The organism is Kitasatospora sp. NPDC023120 (assembly GCF_055560835.1).
Genome location: NZ_JBVHHY010000001.1, coordinates 528689 through 548558, shown reverse-complemented (window position 1 = coordinate 548558; position 19870 = coordinate 528689). Strand labels below are relative to the sequence as shown.

The window sequence follows — 19870 nt, the reverse complement described above, 5'->3', positions numbered from 1 at the left end:
AGCTTGTTCACCGCCGGGATCAGCGACGAGGACGCGCACACCCGCGCGACCTCCTCGATCACGATCACCGTCGCCAGCGCATCCGCACCCGCACCGCCGTACACCTCCGGCACGTGCACCGCGTGCAGGTCGTTGCCCTGCAGCGCGTCCAACGCCTCCTGCGGGAACCGCCCCTGCTCGTCCACCTCCGCCGCGAACGGAGCGATCTTCGCCTCGGCCAGCGAACGCACCGCCTCACGGAGCATCTCGTGCTCCTCGGAGATGCGGAAGAGATCGAAGTCAGCCGCCCCTGCGCTGCCCGCCATGATGCCTGCCTCGTCGTCCAGTGTCCGGAGTCCAGTACCGCAGTCCAGTGACCGACGTCGGATCCGGTCCGATCGAACCGGTCCGATCGACGTCGAATCCGGTGTTAACTACCGTTCAGTAGAGATCCTAGGGCTCCGACCTGCGGCTGCCTAGCGTTCCGGCGGGCGTCCCGGGCGTGCGGCCGATCCCTTCGCGCCCTGGGCGGGCGGATAGCATCAGGGGCATCCGTACCGGTCGAGGTCAGCACCCCGGCCGGTCGAGTCCGCCTCCAGGGAGAACCCGTGACCCTCCGCATCTCCGTGATCGGCACCGGCTACCTCGGCGCCACGCATGCCGCCGCGATGGCCGAGTTCGGCTTCGAGGTGCTGGGTCTGGACATCGACCCCGACAAGATCGCCATGCTCACCGCGGGCCGCGTCCCGATGTACGAGCCGGGACTGTCCGAGCTGCTGCTCAAGCACGTGGCCGGGCACGAAGGCTCGACCGGGCGGCTGCGGTTCACCACCTCCGTCCAGGAGGCCGCCGAGTTCGGCGACGTGCACTTCATCTGCGTCAACACCCCGCAGCGCAAGGGCGAGTTCGCCGCCGACATGTCGTACGTGGACACCGCGATCGACGAGCTGGCGCCGCACCTGACCCGCCCGGCCCTCGTGGTCGGCAAGTCCACCGTCCCGGTCGGCTCGGCGGCCCGGCTGGCCGAGCGGCTGGCCGCGCTGGCGCCGGTCGGCGAGTGCGCCGAACTCGCCTGGAACCCGGAGTTCCTGCGCGAGGGCTTCGCCGTCCAGGACACCCTGCGGCCGGACCGGATCGTGGTCGGCGCCCAGAGCGAGCGGGCCGAGCGGCTGCTGCGCGAGGTGTACGCGGAGCCGATCGCCGCCGGGGTGCCGTTCCTGGTCACCGACTACGCGACCGCCGAGCTGGTCAAGGCCGCCGCCAACTCCTTCCTGGCCACCAAGATCTCCTTCATCAACGCGATGGCCGAGGTCTGCGAGGCGGCCGGTGCGGACGTCACCCTGCTCTCCACCGCGCTGGGCCACGACGAGCGGATCGGCCGCAAGTTCCTCAACTCCGGCCTCGGCTTCGGCGGCGGCTGCCTGCCCAAGGACATCCGCGCGTTCATGGCCCGGGCCGGCGAGCTCGGCGCCGACCAGGCGCTGACCTTCCTGCGCGAGGTCGACTCGATCAACATGCGGCGCCGCTCCCGGATGGTCGAGCTGGCCCGCGAACAGTGCGGCGGCGGCTTCCTGGGCCGCCGGATCGCCGTCCTCGGCGCCGCGTTCAAGCCCAATTCGGACGACATCCGGGACTCCCCCGCCCTCAACGTCGCCGCCCAGATCCAGCTGCAGGGCGCCCAGGTCACCGTCTACGACCCGAAGGCCGTGGACAACGCCCGCAAGATGTTCCCCTCCCTCGCCTACGCCGACTCCGCCATGGAGGCCGCCGAGGGCGCCCACGTCGTCCTCCACCTCACCGAGTGGGCCGAGTTCCGCGAGCTGGACCCGGCCGAGCTGGGCGCCGTGGTCGCCGAGCGCCGCCTCCTCGACGGCCGCAACGTCCTCGACGCCGAAGCCTGGCGCGCCGCCGGCTGGACCTACCGCGCCCTCGGCCGCCCCAGCTGACCCCTCCCCTCCGAGCGCCCGCCCCCGATCCCGGGAGCGGGCGCTTCCGTTTGCCCCGAGCCGGAGATTTGAACGCGTTCAAGGTGTGTGCGAGGATCTGGCCACCGCGGTCGCGCCGGTACGGGGAAACCGGGGGGTTCTTCATGCGCGCCGAACGTGCCGACAGGGCCGGCGAGACCGACAAGCGGGCCAGGCGGGCCAGGTGGGCCACCCGGCTGGCGCTGACCGTCCTGGGCGCCGCCCTGATCGCGCCGCTCGCCTGCGTCGGCTTCTTCGCACTCCTCCTGACCGAGGGCGGCAAGCCCCACGCGGCCGCCTGTTCGAAGGCGGTGGAGTTCGCGGGCGGCTCGATGCCCGCCCAGGCCACCGGGGCCGTCTGCACGGACGACGGCGGCTGGCTGGACCAGGGCTACACCGTGGAGTTCCGGATGCCCCGGGCCGAACTGGCCGCCCGGCTGGCCGCCGCCTTCCCGCGCGTCCGGCTCGGCACCGACAACGCCACCGGCCTGAGCTTCAGCAACGCCCACGAGACGAACGCGTCCCGCCCCGGCGGGCAGGCCATGTTCGTCTACCTGGACGCCACCTACGAGGCCGACGGCACCGCCCGGGTCAGGCTCCGGGCCTTCGACGCCTGAGCCCGGGCCGGAATCCCGCACCCCCGACCGTCGTTGGTACCGGCATGACGAGCTACGGCGACGAAGCAACGGTCCGCGGGATCCTCACCGGCACCGGGGACACCTGGGCCGTGGTCGGCCTCTCCACCAACACCGCCCGGGCCGCCCACGGCGTGGCCCGGGTGCTGCAGCGCCACGGCAAGCGCATCGTGCCGGTCCACCCGAAGGCCGAGACGGTCCTCGGCGAGCAGGGCTACGCCTCGCTCGCCGAAATCCCGTTCCCGGTCGACGTGGTGGACGTGTTCGTGAACAGCGCGCTGGCCGGGGAGGTGGCGGACCAGGCGGTGGCGATCGGCGCGAAGGCGGTCTGGTTCCAGCTGGGCGTGGTGGACGAGGCCGCGTACGAGCGGACGCGGGAGGCCGGGCTCGCCATGGTGATGGACAAGTGCCCGGCCATCGAGATCCCGCTGCTGGATTAGGCCTTAGCCGTCCAGCTGGGCGATGGTGGCGATGGACGGTCGGCGGCTCGCGCGGAGCCCGGCGGCGACGGACTCGGCGTCGCGCAGGACGCGGACGGCGTTGTGCCAGGTGAGCTTGGCCAGGTCGGCCTCCGACCAGTGGCGGCGCAGGAGTTCTGCGACGAGGTTGGGGTAGCCGGCCACCGAGTCCAGGCCGTCCGGCAGGAAGGCGGTGCCGTCGAAGTCGCCGCCGATGCCGATGTGGTCGATGCCGGCGACCTCGCGCATGTGGTCGAGGTGGTCGGCGACGGTGGCCGGAGTGGCGATCGGGCGCGGGTTGGCGGCCTCGAAGGCCTGCTGGAGCTCCATGGCCGCCGGGGTGGTGTCGAACGCGTGGAAGCCGTGGGCGCGCATGTTCTCGTCGGCGCGGGCGGTCCACTCGATGGCGGCAGGCAGGACGAACTTCGGCACGAAGGTGGCCATCGCCACGCCCCCGTTGGCGGGCAGCTGGGCGAGCACGTCGTCGGGGACGTTGCGCGGGTGGGCGCAGACCGCGCGGGCGGAGGAGTGCGAGAAGACGACGGGCGCCTCGGTGACCCGCAGGGCGTCCCGCATGGTGTCGGCGGAGACGTGCGAGAGATCGACCAGCATGCCCAGCCGGTTCATCTCCCGGACGACCTCCTCGCCGAAGCGGGTCAGCCCGCCGGCGACCGGCTCGTCGGTCGCGGAGTCGGCCCACGGCACGTTGTCGTTGTGGGTGAGCGTCAGGTAGCGCACGCCCAGCTCGTAGAGGGCGCGCAGGGTGGCGAGCGAGCAGTCGATGGAGTGGCCGCCCTCGGCGCCCATCAGGGAGGCGATCCGGCCCTCGGCGCGGGCGGCTTCCATGTCGGCGGCGGTACGGGCGAGGCGGAGCCGGTCGGGGTAGCGCTCGACCAGGGCGTGGACGAAGTCGATCTGCTCCAGGGTGGCGCTCACCGCGTGGTCGCCGGCCAGCGAGGCGGGGACGAAGACGGACCAGAACTGCGCGCCGACCCCGCCCTCCGCGAGGCGGGCGAGGTCGGTGTGCAGGCGGTCGCTCTGGTCGGCGGCGAGGTCGATCGCGCCGAGGTCGTACCCGGCGTGCTCGCGCATCGCCCAGGGGAGGTCGTTGTGGCCGTCCACCACGGGGGCGGTGCGCAGCAGGGCGCGGGCGTGGTCCAGGTGGTCCAGCGGGGTGGGGGTCTCCGGCTCAGAGGTCATGCGAGCTGTTCTACCCCACCCCCGTGTCCACGCCCGTGACCGTGATTACTTGCCGAAGCCGAAGGAGGAGGAACCGGCCACCTTGGCGCGGAGCTTCTTGCCCTTCTCGGTGGCCTGGCTGTTCAGCTCGGCCTGGAAGTCGCTCATCCGCTCGGTGAGTTCGGGGTCGAAGGCGGCGAGCATCCGCACCGCGAGCAGGCCCGCGTTGCGCGCGCCGGCCACCGAGACGGTCGCCACCGGGACACCGGCCGGCATCTGGACGATCGACAGCAGGCTGTCCATGCCGTCCAGGTAGCGCAGCGGCACCGGCACGCCGATGACCGGCAGCGGGGTGACGGAGGCCAGCATGCCCGGCAGGTGGGCCGCGCCGCCGGCGCCCGCGATGATCGCCTTCAGGCCGCGCCGGTGGGCGTTCTCGCCGTAGGCGACCATCTCGCGCGGCATCCGGTGGGCGGAGACGACGTCCACCTCGTACGGGATCTCGAACTCGTCGAGGGCCTGGGCGGCGGCCTCCATGACGGGCCAGTCGGAGTCCGAGCCCATGACGATGCCGACGAGGGGCTGGGGGGAGGCGCTCATTCGGTGATCGTTCCTCGCAGGTAGGCGGCCGCGTGGCGGGCGCGCTCGCGGACGTCTTCGAGGTCGTCCCCGAAGACGTTGACGTGGCCGACCTTGCGGCCGGGCTTCACGGCCTTCCCGTACATGTGGATCTTCAGGCCGGGGTCGCGGGCCATGCAGTGCAGGAAGGCGTGGTACATGTCCGGGTAGTCGCCACCGAGGACGTTGACCATGACGGTCCACTTGGCGCGCGGCCGGGGGTCGCCGAGCGGGAGGTCGAGGACGGCCCGCAGGTGGTTCTCGAACTGCGAGGTGACGCTGCCGTCCTGGGTCCAGTGCCCGGAGTTGTGCGGGCGCATGGCCAGCTCGTTGACCAGGATCCGGCCGTCGCGGGTCTGGAACAGCTCGACGGCGAGGTGGCCGACGATGCCGAGGTCGCCGGCGATCCGCAGGGCGAGCTGCTGGGCCTCGTCGGACAGGGCCGGGTCGAGGTCGGGCGCGGGGGCGGTGACCTCGGCGCAGACGCCGTTCTCCTGGACGCTCTCCACGACCGGGTAGGCGACGGCCTGGCCGCTGGGCGAGCGCACCACGGAGGCGGCGAGCTCGCGGACGAAGTCGACCTTCTCCTCGGCCAGCACGGGGACGCCGGCGAGGAACGGGGCCTGCGCCTCCTGCTCGTCGTCGACGACCCAGACGCCCTTGCCGTCGTAGCCGCCGCGGACGGTCTTCAGGACGACGGGGTAGCCGGCGCCCTCCTCGGCGAAGGCGGTGACGTCGGCCGGGTCGGCGACGATCCGGTGCCGGGGGCAGGGCACGCCGATGGAGTCGAGCTTGGCCCGCATCACGCCCTTGTCCTGGGCGTTGACGAGCGCGTCCGGGCCGGGGCGGACGGCGATGCCGTCGGCCTCCAGGGCCCGCAGGTGCTCGGTCGGGACGTGCTCGTGGTCGAAGGTGATCACGTCGCAGCCGGCGGCGAAGCGGCGCAGGGTGTCGAGGTCGCGGTAGTCACCGAGGACGACGTCGGAGACCACCTGCGCGGCGGAGTCCTGGGGCGTGTCGGCGAGGAGTTTGAACCTGACCCCGAGCGGGATTCCCGCCTGGTGTGCCATGCGGGCCAGCTGCCCGCCACCGATCATGCCCACCACTGGAAAATTCACATTGCCCGGGGAAGTCACCCGGCCAGGATATCCGGGCCGGTGGGGGGTGGTGGAGCCGCGGGCGGGCCCTCGGGGACGGACGCGCGTAGACGTCAACCGTGGACGCTGGGGGCTGATCCGTTCGGTTGAAGCGGGTAGCCTGGGCGGCCAGGTCCTGGTCTACGCGGTCCGATCATGTGCGTGCACGCAGGGCTCAAGGGGCGCCGCGCCGCGGCCCACCCTTTCGACCCCGCACGCACATGGAGGCATTTCGGTATGGCCACGACCGCAGCTTCGAAACGCTCGCTCGCGCAGAAGTTGCGCGGGCTCACGGGTGAAGTCGTGAAGTTCGGCATCGTCGGCCTGAGCGGCGTGGTGGTCAACTTCGCCGTCTTCTGGGTCTGCATCAACGGACTTCACCTGGCCTCGCTGCGCTCCAACATCGCCGCGACGCTGATCGCGATCGCGACCAACTACCTCGGCTACCGGTACTGGCTGTACCGGGACCGCGACGCCGCCTCCCGCCGGCGGGAGATCACGCTCTTCCTGGTCTACAGCGGTATCGGCATGCTGATCGAGACCGGCGTGCTCGGTTTCTCGGTGTACGTGCTGAAGCTGGACTCGCACTACGAGCAGCTGGGCGCCAAGGTGATCGGCCTCGCGGTGGCCACCGTGTTCCGCTTCGTCTCGTACCGCACCTGGGTGTTCAAGGCCACGCCGGAGCAGCCGGTCGGGATCCCGGCCCAGCCGCCGGCGGGCGCCGCCGACGGCCAGGAGGCGGCCGAGCCGACGCCGGCCGCCGAGCAGATCCGCTACGCCAAGGCCAAGTAGCCCCGGGAACCAGCCCCGCAGACTTCCGGCCCCGGCGGGCCGAACCCGGCCCGCCGGGGCTTTCGGTTGCCCCGTCCGCCGCCACCGGAGGACAGTGGTTACCGAGGGCGAGTGCGGCCGGCGAACGATCGTGGCCGAGGGGGGTCCAGGAGGCTCGCCATGACGTTCGTCCAGATCATCGACTGCCAGACCGACAAACTCGACGACCTCAACCGGCTGATGGACAGCTGGGTCGAGGCGACCAAGGGCCGGCGGACCGCCTCCCACGCGGTGGTCGGCACCGACCGTTCCCGCAGCAAGCACGTGGTGGAGATCGTGGAGTTCCCCTCCTACGAGGAGGCGATGAAGAACTCCGACCTGCCCGAGACCGACCGGATCTTCCACGAGATGGTGGCGCTCTGCGACGCGCCGCCGACCTTCACGGACCTCGACGTGGTCCGCGACGCCCGGTTCAACAAGGCCACCGCGAGCCGGGTCCTCGACGAGCTGTCCCGCGGCAACCTCGACGTGATCGACGAGTGCATGACCGCCGACTACCGGGACCACGACTACGGCAGCGAGGGCGACGCGGTGGGCGTCGCGGCGTTCCGGGAGCGCTGCGGCGGCTACGTGTCCGCCTTCGACTTCACCTTCGACGCCGAGAGCCAGATCGCCGAGGGCGACGAGGTCGCCACCCGGTGGACCTGGCACGCCACCCAGAAGGCCGACTTCATGGGCGTGCCGAACACCGGCAAGTCGGTGGTCGGCCGCGGCACGACCACCTTCCGCTTCAAGGACGGGAAGATCTGCGAGGGCTGGTGGCAGTGGGACGTGATGAGCCTGATGCGCCAGCTCGGCATGATGCCCGGCGCCTGACCCGCTCAGTCCTCGTGGCTGCGGCCGAGGAAGAGCGCGAACACCGCCGGCTTCAGTGAGAGGAGTTCGAGCCGCCCGCCGTCCGCCTCCGCGAGGTCGCGGGCGACGGCGAGGCCGATGCCGGTGGAGTTGCGCCCGCTGACCGCGCGCTCGAACACCCGGTTGCCGAGGTCCGGCGGCACTCCGGGGCCCTCGTCCTGCACCTCGACCACCACCGAGGTGCCGGACGGCCGGATCCGCAGGGTGATCGTCCCGGCGCCGTGCATCAGGGAGTTCTCGATCAGGGTGGCCAGCACCTGGGCGACCGTCCCCGGGGTGCCGACCGCGGTGATCCCGTGCAGACCCTCCAGCGACAGCACCCGGCTCTTCTCGCGCAGCGTCGGGCCCCACTCCTCCACCTGCTGCTTGATGACCTCGTCCAGGTCGAAGGCGACGGCGGTGGGGCTGCGCGGGTCGCGCTGGGTGGTGAGCAGCCGCTGGACGACGTCGGTGAGCCGCTCGACCTGCTGGAGGGCGATGGTCGCCTCCTCCCGGACCGTCTGCGGGTCCTCGGCGAGGGCGGTGATCTCCTCCAGCCGCATGGAGAGCGCGGTGAGCGGGGTGCGCAGCTGGTGCGAGGCGTCGGCGGCGAGCCGGCGCTCGGCGGTGAGCATCCGGGCGATCCGCTCGGCGCTGGTGTCCAGCACCTCGGCGACCCGGTCGAGTTCGGGCACCCCGTAGCGGCGGTCGCGCGGGCGCGGGTCGCCGGAGCCGAGCCGCTCGGCGGTCTCGGCGAGGTCGGTGAGCGGCCGGGCGAGCCGCTTGGCCTGCCAGACCGCGAGCGCGACGGCGGCCTGGACGGCGAGCAGGGCGACCACGCCCAGCAGCAGCAGGTTGTTGGCGATCTCGTGGTCGACGTCCTCGCGGGACTGCTCGACCGTGACGGTCTCGCCGCTGTTGCCGCGCTCGACGGCCTTCAGCAGGTGGTCGCCGGCCGGGCGAGCGCCGGCCGAGACGACCTGCTGGCCGGGGACCTGCACCTCGACGTAGCTGCCCTCGGTGACCTGGCTCTCGAAGGCCCGCGCCTCGGTGACCGACTCGCCCGCCGCGATCCGGCTCTCGACCAGGGCGAGCACCCGGACGGCGGCCGCGTCCACCCGGTCCTGGGCCGAGCTGACGATGGTGCGCTTCTCGACCAGGGCGAGCGGCACGCAGAACACCGCGACCACCACCAGGACGACGCCCAGCAGCGAGTTGATCATCCGGCGTTTCACGCTGCCGCTCCCCGAGGTGTTCCGTTCACCGGCCGTCGCCCGGCCCCGATCTCCGTACGGGGCCGTGGCCGGACCCGTCTCCGTCCGGGCTAATTCTTCTCGAACCGGAAGCCGACCCCGCGCACGGTGGCGATGTAGCGCGGGTTGGCCGCATCGTCGCCGAGCTTCTTGCGCAGCCAGGAGATGTGCATGTCGAGGGTCTTGGTGGAGGTCCACCAGGTGGTGTCCCAGACCTGCCGCATGATCTCCTCGCGGGTGACCACCCGGCCGGCGTCCCGGACCAGCACCCGCAGCAGCTCGAACTCCTTGGCGGAGAGGGTGAGTTCCTCGTCGCCGAGCCAGGCGCGGTGGGACTCGATGTCGATCTTCACCCCGTGCGCGCCGGTGGTGAGCTGGTCGACGTTGCCGCGCCGGAGCAGGGCCCGGACGCGGGCGAGCAGCTCGGCCAGGCGGAAGGGCTTGGTGACGTAGTCGTCGGCACCGGCGTCCAGGCCGACCACGGTGTCCACCTCGTCGGCGCGGGCGGTGAGCACCAGGACGGGGCAGCTCTTGCCGTCGGCGCGCAGGCGGCGGCACACCTCCAGGCCGTCCATCTCGGGCAGGCCGAGGTCCAGGACGACGAGGTCGACCTCCTCGGTGAGGCCGGCGGCCAGTGCGGTCGGACCGTCCTCGCGGACGAGCACCTCGTAGCCCTCGCGTCGCAGGGCCCGCGCGAGCGGTTCGGAGATCGCCGGATCGTCCTCGGCAAGCAGCACACAGGTCATGTGGTGATGGTAGTCCGCCGGGGTATACCCGTACGCCCTGTGAGGTAGTTCACAGAGCGTGATCGTTATACAAGCATCCGACTGAACTCAACGGGTCGTTGCAGACCGCCGGTTCGGCGAAGAATCCCCCCCTGGATCTTGAATCCGAAGGAAGACGGCGACATCTACCATGGATCAATCGGGAAGATCTGTGGATCACTTTGCCATTCCCATACCTTATCTGTGGCTTTTGTCATCTGATAGAGCCAAATATCGCCACGTAGAGTGGTTTCGTCCACGTCCGCCGCCACCCCCCTAGGCGGACGCTGTCAGGCAAGGAACCACTACACATGGCGTCTACGACCCGGGCCGCCGACCTCGCGTCGGCTCCCCCCAGCGGCAAGACCTTCCTCGGCCACCCCCGAGGTCTCGCCACGCTGTTCATGACCGAGATGTGGGAGCGCTTCTCCTACTACGGCATGCGCGCCCTGCTCATCTACTACCTGGTCTCCGGCGGCGTCGACGCTGCAGCCGGCAGCCAGGGCGGCGGCCTCGCCATGAAGGCGACGATGGCGACGGCGATCTACTCCGTCTACGTCTCCATGGTCTACCTCATGGCCTACCCCGGCGGCTGGTTCGGCGACCGGGTCTGGGGTGCCCGCAAGACCGTCACCGTCGCCGGCTTCGTGATCATGGCCGGCCACCTCGCACTGGCCGTCCCGGGCCAGGCGGCGTTCTTCGTCGGTCTGCTCCTGGTCGCGCTCGGCTCCGGCCTGCTGAAGGCCAACATCTCCACGATGGTCGGCCACCTCTACGACGGCCCCGAGGACCCGCGCCGCGACGGTGGTTTCACCGTCTTCTACATGAGCATCAACCTCGGTGCCTTCGCCGCCCCGTTCATCATCGGAACGGTCGGCAAGGAGTACAACTGGCACCTGGGCTTCGCGCTGGCCGCGGTCGGCATGGGCCTCGGTCTGCTCCAGTTCCTGCTGGGCACCCGCCACCTGAGCCCGAAGAGCAGCCTGGTCCCCAACCCGCTGCTGCCCGCGGAACGCAAGAGCCTGCTGGTCAAGGCCGGCGCGGCGGTCCTCGCCATCGCCGTCTTCTACGGCGCCGTGGTCGCGCTGGGCGTCTACACGCTGAACTGGGCCCTGGTCCCGCTCACCGTGGCCGGCCTGCTCATCCCGATCGTCGTGCTGACCCGCATCAAGCGCGACAAGGACCTGAACGCCGGCGAGCAGTCCAAGATGAGCGCCTACATCTGGTTCTTCGCCGCGGCCGCCATCTTCTGGATGATCTACGACCAGGGCGGCTCGACCCTCTCGCTGTTCGCGGACAAGAGCACCGCGGACTCCGTGCTCGGCTTCGGCTTCTCGGCCACCTGGTACCAGTCGCTGAACCCGCTGTTCGTGATGGCGCTCGCGCCGGTCTTCGCCTGGCTGTGGCTGTGGCTGTCCCGCCGCAACAAGGAGCCCAACACCATCGTGAAGTTCGCGATGGGCCTGGTCCTGATCGGCGCCTCGTTCTTCATCTTCATCGTCCCGATGAACATGGCGGGCGACGGCACCAAGGTCTCCCCGATGTGGCTGGTCTCGATCTACATGATCCAGACCATCGGCGAGCTGTGCCTCTCCCCGGTCGGCCTCTCGGTCACCACCAAGATGGCACCGCAGAAGTACGCCTCCCAGATGATGGGCGTCTGGTTCCTCGCCGTCACCGCCGGTGACTGCACCACCAGCCTGCTCTCGCTGGCCGGCGTCAACCTCGACGGCACCGGGATCATCGCACTGCAGGCCGCACTCGCGGTCCTCGCGGGCGTCGCGGTCTACATGGGCCGCAAGCGTGTCCAGTCCCTCATGGGCGGCGTGCACTGACGCGCTGACGTCAGGCTCACGACTCCGGGGCCGCCGTGGATTCCTGAGATCCACGGCGGCCCCGGCCGTTTTGTGCCTACGGTCCGGGCATGACGACCGACTCCTTCCCGCGCCGGCTCGCCCGCACCCGCCGGTTCACCCTCGGCGCCCCCACCCTGCCGCGGCCCTCCGCCGACGGCGCCACCGTGCTCTTCCTGCGCAGCAGGGGCGGCACCGACCCGCTCAGCTGCCTCTGGGCGCTGGACACCGCGACCGGCGCGGAGCGGCTGGTCGCCGACCCGGCCGCGCTGGGCACCAGCACCGGCACCGGCACCGGCACCGGCATCACCGCGTACAGCACCGACGCCTCGGGCTCGCGGGCCGCCTTCGCGCTGGACAGCGCGCTGTGGCTGGCCGACACCCGTACGGGCTCGGTGCGGGCGGTCGCCTCCGGCGGCCCGGTGGCGGACCCGAGGCTCGACCCGACCGGCCGCCGGATCGCCTACGTCAGCGGCGGAGCCCTGCGGGTCGTCGGCGCGGACGGTACGGACGACCGGGCACTCGCCGAGCCCGAGGCCGAGGACGTCACGTACGGCCTGGCCGAGTACGTCGCCGCCGCGGAGATATACCGCGACCGCGGGTACTGGTGGTCCCCCGACGGCAGCGCCCTGCTCGTCGCCCGGGTCGACGAGCGCCCGGTCACCCGCTGGTTCCTCGCCGACCCGACCGACCCGCGGCAACCGCCCCGCGCCATCCGCTACCCGCCGGCCGGCACCGCCAACGCCGACGTCTCGCTCTGGCTGCTCGACCTCGACGGCCGCCGCACCCGCACGGAGGTCCGCTGGGACCGCGCCGCCTTCGAGTACCTCACCGCCGCCGGCTGGGACGACCACGGCCCGTACGCCGCCGTGCAGAGCCGCGACCAGCGCACCGTCCGGACGCTGGCGATCGAACCGGACGGCGCCACCCGGGTGCTCGCCGAACGTGACGACCCGCACTGGATCGAACTCCTCCCCGGACTGCCGGTCCGGACGACGGGCGGCGCGCTGGTCGACAGCGCCGATCTCGGCGACACCCGACACCTGACCGTCGACGGCAAGCCGGTCACCCCGGCGGGACTGCAACTGCGGGCAGTCCTCGGGACGGACGGTGAGCGGGTGCTGTTCACCGCCTCCGACGAGCCCACCGAGACCCACCTCTGGACGTACGAACCGGGCGTCGGCCTGCGGAAGCTGAGCAGCGGCCCCGGCCTGCACACCGGCGTCGAGCGGGGCGGAACATTGGTCCTCACCGGCGGCGCCGTCACCACCGTTCTGCGGGACGGCGCTCCGGCCCGCCCGCTCACCTCGTACGCCGAACCGCCCGCCGTCACCGCCCGGCCCGAGCTGCTCCGCCTCGGCCCGCGCGAGCTACGCGCCCACCTCTTGCTGCCCACCGGCCACCGCCCGGACGACCGGCCGCTGCCCGTGCTGCTCGACCCGTACGCGGGCCCGGCCATGCAGAAGGTCACCACCGGCGGTGCCTGGTACGAGCAGGTGTCCCAGTGGTTCGCCGACCAGGGCTTCGCGGTGCTGGTGGTGGACGGCCGCGGCACCCCGGGGCGCGGGCCGCGCTGGGAGAAGACCATCTGGGGTGACAAGGCCGGGCCGGCCCTGGAGGACCAGGTCGAGGGTCTGCGGGAGGCCGCCCGACTGCGGCCGGGGCTGCTCGATCTGCACCGGGTCGCCATCCGTGGCTGGTCCTACGGCGGCTTCCTCGCCGCCCTGGCGGTGCTGCGCCGCCCGGACGTCTTCCACGCCGCCTCCGCCGGGGCTGCCCCGACCGACCACCGGCTGTACGACACCCACTGGCAGGAACGCTTCCTCGGCCACCCCGACGAGCACCCCGAGCACTACGACTCCTGCGACCTCGTCAACGAGGCACCGAAGCTGAGCCGCCCCCTTCTGCTGATTCAAGGCCTGGCGGATGACAACGTCTTCCCCGTCCACACCCTGCGGCTCTCTGCCGCCCTGCTCGCCGCCGGCCGCCCGCACGAGGTGCTGCCGTTGCGCGGCACCGGGCACCGGCCAACCGACGAGGCGGTGGCGGAGAACCTACTGTTGCACGAACTGGCTTTCCTGCGCCGGTCGTTGGACATGGAGTGAGCGAGGCCAACGCCGCCGAAACACCGCAGCCTGGTCGCTGACGCGTAGGAAGTCGGCCCGGCCGACTCCCTACGCCCGATCGCCTGGCGGCCCATGAGGGCGCCGGGGCCGGTCTGTGCGATGGCGAGGTTCGTCCTTCGGAGAGCGGCTCCAACTCCGCCGGGCATCGCTACCGTTGTCCCATGACGGATCTGCGCCGGGCACCGGTGGACGAGGTGCTGGTACGTGTCGAGACGGCCTTGGGGACGCAGCTCGACAGGGCGACGGTGGTCCGCAAACGCCGATCCGTGGGCGCCCGCACGGAGCGTGGCACGTGGGTGCGCATCGAGCGACGAGGGCTCGACCGGATCGGCGTCCAGGGCGGGGACGGCACTCCCTCCGCTGAGGCCTTGCGGGGGATCGCGAAGCCCGCGTGGCTCGCCGGCGTCGCCTGGCGGGACGAGGCCGAGCCGGTGGTGTGGCGGGCCGATGAGACCGAACTGCTGCCTTCCACCCCAGCAGGATCCGCAGTGGTGGCCGAGGAACCCAGGCTGCCGCCCCGATGGTGGTCGGAGCTGAGCGCCTCGCTCGATGCGCTCGCCGGCCAGCGGACGAACCGGATCGCCACGCCGGACACGGAGACGATCACCCAGGAGCTGGTGACTCAGACGATCCGCCGGGTGTTTCCGGGTGTCGATGCCACCGTGCGCGAGTGGTGTCCGGCGCACGCGGATCTGAACTGGGCGAACGTGACAGCGCCCGAGTTCTGTGTCTTCGACTGGGAAGACTGGGGCATGGCCCCACGCGGTCTGGACGCTGCCACGCTGTGGGCGGCATCGCTTGCCGTACCGGCGCTGGCCGATCGCGTTCGCATCGAGCGGAGCCGCGACTTCGCGAGCCGGGACGGCAAGCTGATGACCTTGTTCGTCACGGCGAAGATCCTCGGCCCACACGCGCATCCGGAGGACCCCCGCCGTGAGGCCGCCCGAGTGTTGGCGGAGCGGGTGGTGAAGGAGTTTCAGGCCGACTGACGCAGGAGCTGCCGGTACGACCGGAGCACCTCGGTGTCGATCTCGTACGCCAGACCACCGAGCAGTTCCCGTAGGTGCACGACATCGTCGGTGCCCACCGCCACCGCGTCCACCCTGGGGAGCACGAAGGCGACCCGGAATGCTGCCTGCACCGCCGTGGCAGCTGGTACCCGTAGGAACGTCCTCGGATCCACCCTTGCCCATATGGGTGCGGGCGTGCTGCCGCCGAACGGGCTCATGCCCCACACTGCGGCCGGTCGCCACCCGGCCACCAGTGCCTCGGCGGCGTCGAGGACGCTGTTGCCGACCAGAAGGCCGGAGCGGACCATCAGGGCGTCCGGTCGGGGTACGTCGAGGCCTACCAGCGCGCGCGGGTCCCACGTGGAGATCCCCCAGCGCCCGCACAGCCCGGTCCCTGCCGCCTCAGCCAGGACCGCGCACGCGTGCGTCAAAGTCTCGGCGGTCGGGGCGGAATGCTCCGGGTTGTGCAGGAGGACCGTGTCCGGTTCGCGGCCGAGATCCTTCACCGTCTTCTCGACAGCGCGACGAAGCCGTACCGGGAGGAGGCTGTGCCCGTCCTCGAAGTATCCGACCTTGGTCGAGATCGAGAACTTCGGGAGCAGGTCGCCGGCAACTGCCGCGAGGGTCCGGTGGGAGCGATGGCCGAGGTAGTTCGAGGCGGTGTCGATCGTGGTGACGCCGAGGTCCAGGGCGCCGCTCAGGAGGTCGCGTTGGTGACGAGACCGGTGTAGCCCGAGGACAGCTCGTCGGTCAGCGGTGCGCACAGGTCCTCCTTGATCAGGATCTCGGCAACCTCGTGGATCTCGTCTCCGACGGTCGCCGCCGCCTGTTCCAGCAGGACCGGCCGGCCGCTGAGCAGCAGCCGCAGGGCGGGGAGGGCCTTGGCTGCGACGGTGAGCTTCTTCCCGGCCGCCGTGACATCCACGGTGTCCCCGTTCTCCTCGATCCGGGGCGGGAAGTGGGTGGTGCACACCACGGCACGAGGCGGGCCGAAGATGCCGAGGAAGGGCACGTGACGCCCGGGGGTGGTCTGCTGCCCGTAGGTGGTGAGAAACTCCTCCGGACCGTGCTGGCCGGCGAGGCGGGTGGCAGCTTCCACAAGGGCCGAACTACCGGCGCCCCTCCGGTCGAGGTCAATACGAAAGACCTCCTGCTCGCGGCACCAGTCGGCCAGCCAGGCCATCCAGGAAGCGCCGGTGCGCTTGGTGATGCCGAAGGTGACGTGGAGGCTGTGACCGGCGCCGCTTCCGGTGCGAGTGGCCCGGTGCCAGTGGCCGCGCGGAATGTGCATGACGTCGCCGGCCTGGAGTGTGCCGTTGAAGATCACGGTTTCACTGGGCGTGCTGTTGGGGTCCGCGTCCCGGTACATAGGAGCGGTGCGGGAGGTAGCTCGAACCTCCCAATCCTTCTCCCCCGAAAGCTGGACGATGATCACGTCATGGTCGTCCCAGTGCAGCGGGAACCCGGCGGCGTCGTTGGTGGTGAGGTACGCGTTCACCTGCACGCGCTCGTGCGCCCACCACTGCAAGGCTCGGCAGGTGATCTCCACGGTGGGGTCGAAGACGTTGACCTGGTCCATGATGAGCGTCGCCCCCTGGCGGAGCAGGTCGCCGAGACGGTGCATGTTGGCCATCGGGACGGACTGCCCGCGCGGGCTCACGGTGTCGGTGAAGTACACGGCCGGGTGGACTTCCTCGCCCTTCTGAAACGCTCGGAACTGCGGCCGGTTGAGGCTGCGACGCATCGCGATGTCGAGCAGCTTGTTCGGGGTGAGGATGCGCGACAGGAGCGCGTCGTCCTCGATCCGCCCGAGCACGAAGCCGGTGCCGAGCGGCTCGGAACTGCGCCAGCCCAGGGCCGTCTCGATGGCGGTGACCAGTCGGTGTTCCACTGCTACCTCCGTAGGAGTGTGCTGGAGCGGGGCGGGAACTCGCGCGGTGCACGAGTTCCCGCCCCTGGGGATGACCGGGTCCTACGCGACGTCGGTCAGGTTGCCGTCACCACCGGGCCACGGCGCGTCGCCGGACGATCCGGCGTTGTCGGAGCGGAGGCTGTCGTACCTGTCCTGGACAGCGATCAGCTCCTCGACCGCGACCAGCAGCCCGCTCGTCTTCGTCGGCGGATTCTTCGTGGTGTCGTCCACGTGGCGCTCCTTCCTTTCGAGGTGTGCATGGGCGTCATGGCGCCCTTTCAGGCGTCGGCGGCAGCCCCGAGCCGTTCCGCCGGAGAGATGAAGCCTCGATCGATCGAAACCTCGGATCGACAACCGACTCGGTGATTAGCCTGAGAACAATGAAAGTTGACGTAACGCCAGATCAGTAGCCAACCGCCGTTAACGTCTACGAGTTAACCCTCTCTGACCTGTGGCAACACGGTCAGGACGCATCAGTTGCCACGATCACGGGATGGGGCCGAGGGATATGTCAGCTCAGTTGCGGCAGGCGCGAAAGGAGCGGGGCTGGTCACAAGAGCGGCTTGTCCACGAGATGGAGCGGCACGCCCGGCAGCACCTCCTCGACATCGCCTCGACCGCGAGCCTGCGCGTCTACGTCTCGGAATGGGAGAACGGCCGCCGACCGATCGGCCCCCTGTACGCCTCATTGCTTCGCACGCTGCTCGGGCTCACCAACCGAGAGCTCCTCGGCGGCCACGCGACAGGTGACCAGGCACTGACCGTTGCCGGCTATGACGAACTGGTCAGCCGCATCGAGGCGGCCCACAGCCTCAGCCTTGGCATGGTGAAGACCTTCATGGCCCAGACCGAGCTCCTGCGCACGGTGGACCGCCAGGTGGGGGCGGCCGCGCTGGTCGACCAGATGCAGGCACACCTGACAGCCCTGGAAGAATCGCTGACCTTCGCCGTGTTGCCCACCACCAGGGAACCCATCGCCCTGGCGCTCGCCGGGGCAGCCACGTTGGCGGCGTGACAGGCGCTCGACGTCGGTGCAACTGAACGAGCTTGGCGTCACTACGAGCTGGGCAAGCGGGCCGCAGCCGAGGCGAAGGAGCCGATGTACCTGGCGCACGCCATGGCCGAGCAGGCGTACGTGTTGTCGGCCGCCGGGAAGACCGAACTCGCCGTACAGCTCGTTCAGGAGGCGCACCGCTCCGTCGGCACCAAGGCCTCCGCTCGGCTGGCCGCATGGCTGTACGTCGCCGAGGCCGAACTCCTTGCCCAGGCAGGCCAGGCAGACGCCTGCCGACGGTCCTTGGACCTGGCAGCGGCCGCTCTCCCAGCTGGAACGTCGGACCGCGACCCCGACATGTTGAGCATCTTCCTCAACGACAGCCACCTGGCCCGGTGGCGCGGCAACATCCTCGCCCGCCTTGGAGACGACGCCGCGATGAGTGACCTATACGGCGCTCTCGCCACCATGGACGCCACCTTCACCAGAGCGGCCGCCGGCCTGCACTGCGATCTCGCCCAGGCGCACCTCGCCCGAGAGGAACAGGACGAGGCGGTGAACCACTTACGGCAGGCACGGCTGCTGGCCAATCGCACTGGATCAGCCCGCCAACGCGCCCGAGTCAACCAACTGGTCGAGAAATTCGGAGCATCGCGATGAGGATGGCAGTCTCCTCGGGCATCACTGCTTACGGGAAGCCAGGATGTGCAAGAGCGCGACCAGGGTTCCCGAACCCATGAGCTTCCCCTCCGCCATGAGCACCGGGATCTCGGACATCGGCACCCACGCGACGTGGCCGGCCTCCTCGCCGGCCTCCGGCTCGCCCACGATGGTCGCTCCATGACCGACGAACACCTCGTGCGGCGAGTCCACCATGCCGACCATCGGCTGGAAGGTGACCACGTGGTCGAGGTGATCCGGTCGCCAGCCGGTCTCCTCCTCGACCTCACGCAGAGCCGCCCCCAGGCCATCCTCTCCGGGATCGACGATGCCACCGGGAAGTTCCCAGCCCCAGGACTGTGGCACGAAGCGGTACCGCCACAGCATCAACACGCGGTCGTCGGAATCCAGCACCGCGGCTATGGCCACGCGCTTCAAGCGCACCACGTGATGCTCGAAGCGCGCCACACCAGGAGGCTCAACGTCCACGAGGGCCAGCTGTAGCCATGGATTGTCATAGACCAAGCGGTCGCCGTAGATCTTCCACGGCTCGAGCCCATCGGCCTGAGCACTCATCAGCAATCACATCCTGGGAAGGCGGCAGGTGGGCATAGTTGACCACATTCACCGAGCCGAGGACGTGTGTTCGGGCCCTCGCCCATCCAGGGATGCTGTTGGCGAGTGCGATTGATCCGGGCTCGTCGGCACGTAGACCGACCCACGGCGCGTGATCGCGTACTCGGACGGCGAGGTCCGGCAGCAGGTCAACGTCTGCTCCTGGAGCACAGGGCGATCCCTCACCTCGGCTGACAGCGGCACCCGCGAGGCCCTCGCCCTGGGTGGGCGAGGGCCTTCGCGTGGTTCAGTGCTGCTCGTCGCGCTCCTCGGGGTGGGGCATCTTGAGGGCCGCGATGGCGCCGAGGGCCACGGTGGCGATCGCGAGGGCGAGCAGGGCGACCAGGGCCGCGCCGACGAAGAACCTCACCGGTGCCACGCCTCGTCCCTCTCCAGGTCGCGGAGCAGGTGGAGGAGATTGAGCAGAGTACTGATCGGCGCGTTGCCGAAGTCGACCAGGATGCGGCCGTCGAGCGTCGTCTCGCCGGCCGAGGCGGAGCCCCAGAGGAGCCCGTGCGGCAGGCCGCGCCGGTGCAACTCGCCGAGCAGGGCGGTGATTTGCGGCTTGGTGTAGTCACAGATCCTGGGGTCGTCCGGGGCGACGGGGTCGCGGGTCACGAGGCGAAGTCCAGCTCGTACCAAACCGTTTTGCCCCGCTTCTGCGGGTCGACGCCCCAGCGGTGGGTGAGTCCGGAGACGAGCTGGAGGCCCCCGGCCGGTCTCGGCGAAGTCGGCGGGCGTCCGCTGCTGCGGGAGGGCGTCGGACTCGTCGGAGACGGTGACCCGGAGGGTGGAGTCGAGGAGGGAGAACCAGACGACGGGCGAGGTGGTGTCGCCGTGCCGCCAGGCGTTGACGAGGAGCTCCATCAGGGCGAGTTCGGCGTTGAAGATGGTCTCGCCGTCCCAGCCGTTGCGGGTCAGGACGTCCCGCAGGGCCTGCCGGGAGAGGGTGAGCGAGGGGGTGTTACGGATGCACACGGGAACCTCCGTGAGGCTGTGGTGTGGGGAGTAAGGAGAGGGGATGACGGTCGCCGCCGTGAGCCAGGCCG

General features: G+C 70.6%; 20 protein-coding genes and 2 pseudogenes. 10 read left to right on the top strand and 12 right to left on the bottom strand.

Annotation, left to right across the window (positions count from 1 at the left end; translation table 11 throughout):
- Positions 1-305 (bottom strand): acyl-CoA dehydrogenase family protein (locus ACZ3TI_RS02635; protein ID WP_465722484.1); only part of this gene is annotated, 305 nt, incomplete at its 3' end.
- Between the two features lie 282 nt (positions 306-587).
- On the opposite strand from ACZ3TI_RS02635, the gene ACZ3TI_RS02630 reads away from it, so the two are divergent.
- From ACZ3TI_RS02630 to ACZ3TI_RS02620, 3 genes are all read left to right on the top strand, one after another.
- Complete coding sequence (locus tag ACZ3TI_RS02630) at positions 588-1925, top strand: UDP-glucose dehydrogenase family protein (protein ID WP_465722482.1); 1338 nt, start codon at positions 588-590, stop codon at positions 1923-1925.
- 143 nt (positions 1926-2068) lie between these two features.
- Positions 2069-2560, top strand: coding sequence for a hypothetical protein (locus tag ACZ3TI_RS02625; protein ID WP_465722480.1), 492 nt, complete (start codon positions 2069-2071; stop codon positions 2558-2560).
- A gap of 44 nt (positions 2561-2604) precedes the next feature.
- The gene (locus ACZ3TI_RS02620) at positions 2605-3018 is read left to right on the top strand and encodes a CoA-binding protein (protein ID WP_465722478.1); all 414 of its coding nucleotides are present in this window, start codon (positions 2605-2607) and stop codon (positions 3016-3018) included.
- Positions 3019-3021: 3 nt separating this feature from the next.
- Here the strand turns inward: ACZ3TI_RS02620 and ACZ3TI_RS02615 are convergent, their stop codons facing one another.
- The 3 genes from ACZ3TI_RS02615 to ACZ3TI_RS02605 are packed head-to-tail and all read right to left on the bottom strand — an operon-like array spanning position 3022 to position 5951.
- A complete protein-coding gene (locus tag ACZ3TI_RS02615) occupies positions 3022-4236 on the bottom strand; it encodes a dipeptidase (RefSeq protein WP_465722476.1) in 1215 nt (404 codons plus the stop codon).
- 45 nt (positions 4237-4281) lie between these two features.
- Positions 4282-4815, bottom strand: coding sequence for a 5-(carboxyamino)imidazole ribonucleotide mutase (gene purE, locus ACZ3TI_RS02610; protein WP_465722474.1), 534 nt, complete (start codon positions 4813-4815; stop codon positions 4282-4284).
- Positions 4812-5951, bottom strand: coding sequence for a 5-(carboxyamino)imidazole ribonucleotide synthase (locus ACZ3TI_RS02605; RefSeq protein WP_465722472.1), 1140 nt, complete (start codon positions 5949-5951; stop codon positions 4812-4814). Before ACZ3TI_RS02605 ends, purE begins: the two co-directional genes overlap by 4 nt.
- Positions 5952-6206: 255 nt before the next feature.
- Here ACZ3TI_RS02605 and ACZ3TI_RS02600 point away from each other — a divergent pair, with 255 nt between their 5' ends.
- Together ACZ3TI_RS02600 and ACZ3TI_RS02595 are read left to right on the top strand one after the other, a co-directional pair.
- A complete protein-coding gene (locus tag ACZ3TI_RS02600) occupies positions 6207-6761 on the top strand; it encodes a GtrA family protein (RefSeq protein ID WP_465722470.1) in 555 nt (184 codons plus the stop codon).
- 159 nt (positions 6762-6920) lie between these two features.
- Positions 6921-7616, top strand: coding sequence for an ester cyclase (locus tag ACZ3TI_RS02595; protein ID WP_465722468.1), 696 nt, complete (start codon positions 6921-6923; stop codon positions 7614-7616).
- A gap of 5 nt (positions 7617-7621) precedes the next feature.
- Here the strand turns inward: ACZ3TI_RS02595 and ACZ3TI_RS02590 are convergent, their stop codons facing one another.
- The gene (locus tag ACZ3TI_RS02590) at positions 7622-8869 is read right to left on the bottom strand and encodes an ATP-binding protein (protein WP_465722466.1); all 1248 of its coding nucleotides are present in this window, start codon (positions 8867-8869) and stop codon (positions 7622-7624) included.
- Positions 8870-8958: 89 nt separating this feature from the next.
- Positions 8959-9633, bottom strand: coding sequence for a response regulator transcription factor (locus ACZ3TI_RS02585; RefSeq protein WP_030058577.1), 675 nt, complete (start codon positions 9631-9633; stop codon positions 8959-8961).
- Positions 9634-9962: 329 nt separating this feature from the next.
- Between ACZ3TI_RS02585 and ACZ3TI_RS02580 the strand changes: the two genes are divergently transcribed.
- The 3 genes from ACZ3TI_RS02580 (at position 9963) to ACZ3TI_RS02570 (ending at position 14619) form a co-directional block, all read left to right on the top strand.
- Positions 9963-11486: a peptide MFS transporter gene (locus ACZ3TI_RS02580; protein ID WP_465722463.1), complete on the top strand. Its 1524-nt coding sequence runs from the start codon at positions 9963-9965 to the stop codon at positions 11484-11486.
- An 89-nt stretch (positions 11487-11575) separates the two neighbouring features.
- A complete protein-coding gene (locus ACZ3TI_RS02575) occupies positions 11576-13609 on the top strand; it encodes a prolyl oligopeptidase family serine peptidase (protein WP_465722461.1) in 2034 nt (677 codons plus the stop codon).
- Positions 13610-13791: 182 nt separating this feature from the next.
- On the top strand, positions 13792-14619 hold the full coding sequence (locus tag ACZ3TI_RS02570) for a hypothetical protein (protein WP_465722459.1): 828 nt from the start codon (positions 13792-13794) through the stop codon (positions 14617-14619).
- On the opposite strand, the gene ACZ3TI_RS02565 is transcribed toward ACZ3TI_RS02570, so the two are convergent.
- From ACZ3TI_RS02565 to ACZ3TI_RS02555, 3 genes are all read right to left on the bottom strand, one after another.
- Positions 14607-15404 (bottom strand): aldo/keto reductase, encoded by a 798-nt coding sequence (locus ACZ3TI_RS02565; RefSeq protein WP_465722457.1) that lies wholly within the window; start codon positions 15402-15404, stop codon positions 14607-14609. The two genes, ACZ3TI_RS02570 and ACZ3TI_RS02565, sit on opposite strands and share 13 nt — an antisense overlap.
- Positions 15338-16531 carry a JmjC domain-containing protein gene (locus ACZ3TI_RS02560; protein ID WP_465722455.1) on the bottom strand — a complete coding sequence of 398 codons (1194 nt, stop codon included), beginning with the start codon at positions 16529-16531 and terminating at the stop codon, positions 15338-15340. The genes ACZ3TI_RS02565 and ACZ3TI_RS02560 overlap by 67 nt, the downstream gene beginning before the upstream one ends.
- Before the next feature lie 81 nt (positions 16532-16612).
- The gene (locus tag ACZ3TI_RS02555; protein WP_465722453.1) at positions 16613-16783 is read right to left on the bottom strand and encodes a hypothetical protein; all 171 of its coding nucleotides are present in this window, start codon (positions 16781-16783) and stop codon (positions 16613-16615) included.
- A gap of 343 nt (positions 16784-17126) precedes the next feature.
- Between ACZ3TI_RS02555 and ACZ3TI_RS02550 the strand changes: the two are divergent.
- Positions 17127-18206, top strand: a pseudogene (locus ACZ3TI_RS02550) (XRE family transcriptional regulator).
- 21 nt (positions 18207-18227) lie between these two features.
- Here the strand turns inward: ACZ3TI_RS02550 and ACZ3TI_RS02545 are convergent.
- Entirely contained in the window at positions 18228-18782 is a 555-nt protein-coding gene (locus ACZ3TI_RS02545) for an NUDIX hydrolase (RefSeq protein WP_465722451.1), read from the bottom strand.
- A 115-nt stretch (positions 18783-18897) separates the two neighbouring features.
- Between ACZ3TI_RS02545 and ACZ3TI_RS02540 the strand changes: the two are divergent.
- A pseudogene (locus tag ACZ3TI_RS02540) lies at positions 18898-18981 on the top strand (DNA mismatch repair protein MutT); the annotation flags it as partial.
- 87 nt (positions 18982-19068) lie between these two features.
- Here the strand turns inward: ACZ3TI_RS02540 and ACZ3TI_RS02535 are convergent.
- The gene (locus ACZ3TI_RS02535) at positions 19069-19200 is read right to left on the bottom strand and encodes a hypothetical protein (protein WP_465722449.1); all 132 of its coding nucleotides are present in this window, start codon (positions 19198-19200) and stop codon (positions 19069-19071) included.
- The gene (locus ACZ3TI_RS02530) at positions 19188-19799 is read right to left on the bottom strand and encodes an ATP-binding protein (RefSeq protein WP_465722447.1); all 612 of its coding nucleotides are present in this window, start codon (positions 19797-19799) and stop codon (positions 19188-19190) included. Before ACZ3TI_RS02530 ends, ACZ3TI_RS02535 begins: the two co-directional genes overlap by 13 nt.
- Between the last annotated feature and the right edge of the window lie 71 nt (positions 19800-19870).

What these genes read in the sequence shown, in the direction of transcription:
- ACZ3TI_RS02625 (WP_465722480.1), top strand. Translation starts at nt 2,069, where the DNA reads ATGCGCGCCGAACGTGCCGACAGGGCCGGCGAGACCGACAAGCGGGCC.
- ACZ3TI_RS02620 (WP_465722478.1), top strand. Translation starts at nt 2,605, where the DNA reads ATGACGAGCTACGGCGACGAAGCAACGGTCCGCGGGATCCTCACCGGC.
- ACZ3TI_RS02615 (WP_465722476.1), bottom strand. Translation starts at nt 4,236, where the DNA reads ATGACCTCTGAGCCGGAGACCCCCACCCCGCTGGACCACCTGGACCAC.
- purE (WP_465722474.1), bottom strand. Translation starts at nt 4,815, where the DNA reads ATGAGCGCCTCCCCCCAGCCCCTCGTCGGCATCGTCATGGGCTCGGAC.
- ACZ3TI_RS02600 (WP_465722470.1), top strand. Translation starts at nt 6,207, where the DNA reads ATGGCCACGACCGCAGCTTCGAAACGCTCGCTCGCGCAGAAGTTGCGC.
- ACZ3TI_RS02595 (WP_465722468.1), top strand. Translation starts at nt 6,921, where the DNA reads ATGACGTTCGTCCAGATCATCGACTGCCAGACCGACAAACTCGACGAC.
- ACZ3TI_RS02585 (WP_030058577.1), bottom strand. Translation starts at nt 9,633, where the DNA reads ATGACCTGTGTGCTGCTTGCCGAGGACGATCCGGCGATCTCCGAACCG.
- ACZ3TI_RS02580 (WP_465722463.1), top strand. Translation starts at nt 9,963, where the DNA reads ATGGCGTCTACGACCCGGGCCGCCGACCTCGCGTCGGCTCCCCCCAGC.
- ACZ3TI_RS02575 (WP_465722461.1), top strand. Translation starts at nt 11,576, where the DNA reads ATGACGACCGACTCCTTCCCGCGCCGGCTCGCCCGCACCCGCCGGTTC.
- ACZ3TI_RS02570 (WP_465722459.1), top strand. Translation starts at nt 13,792, where the DNA reads ATGACGGATCTGCGCCGGGCACCGGTGGACGAGGTGCTGGTACGTGTC.
- ACZ3TI_RS02545 (WP_465722451.1), bottom strand. Translation starts at nt 18,782, where the DNA reads ATGAGTGCTCAGGCCGATGGGCTCGAGCCGTGGAAGATCTACGGCGAC.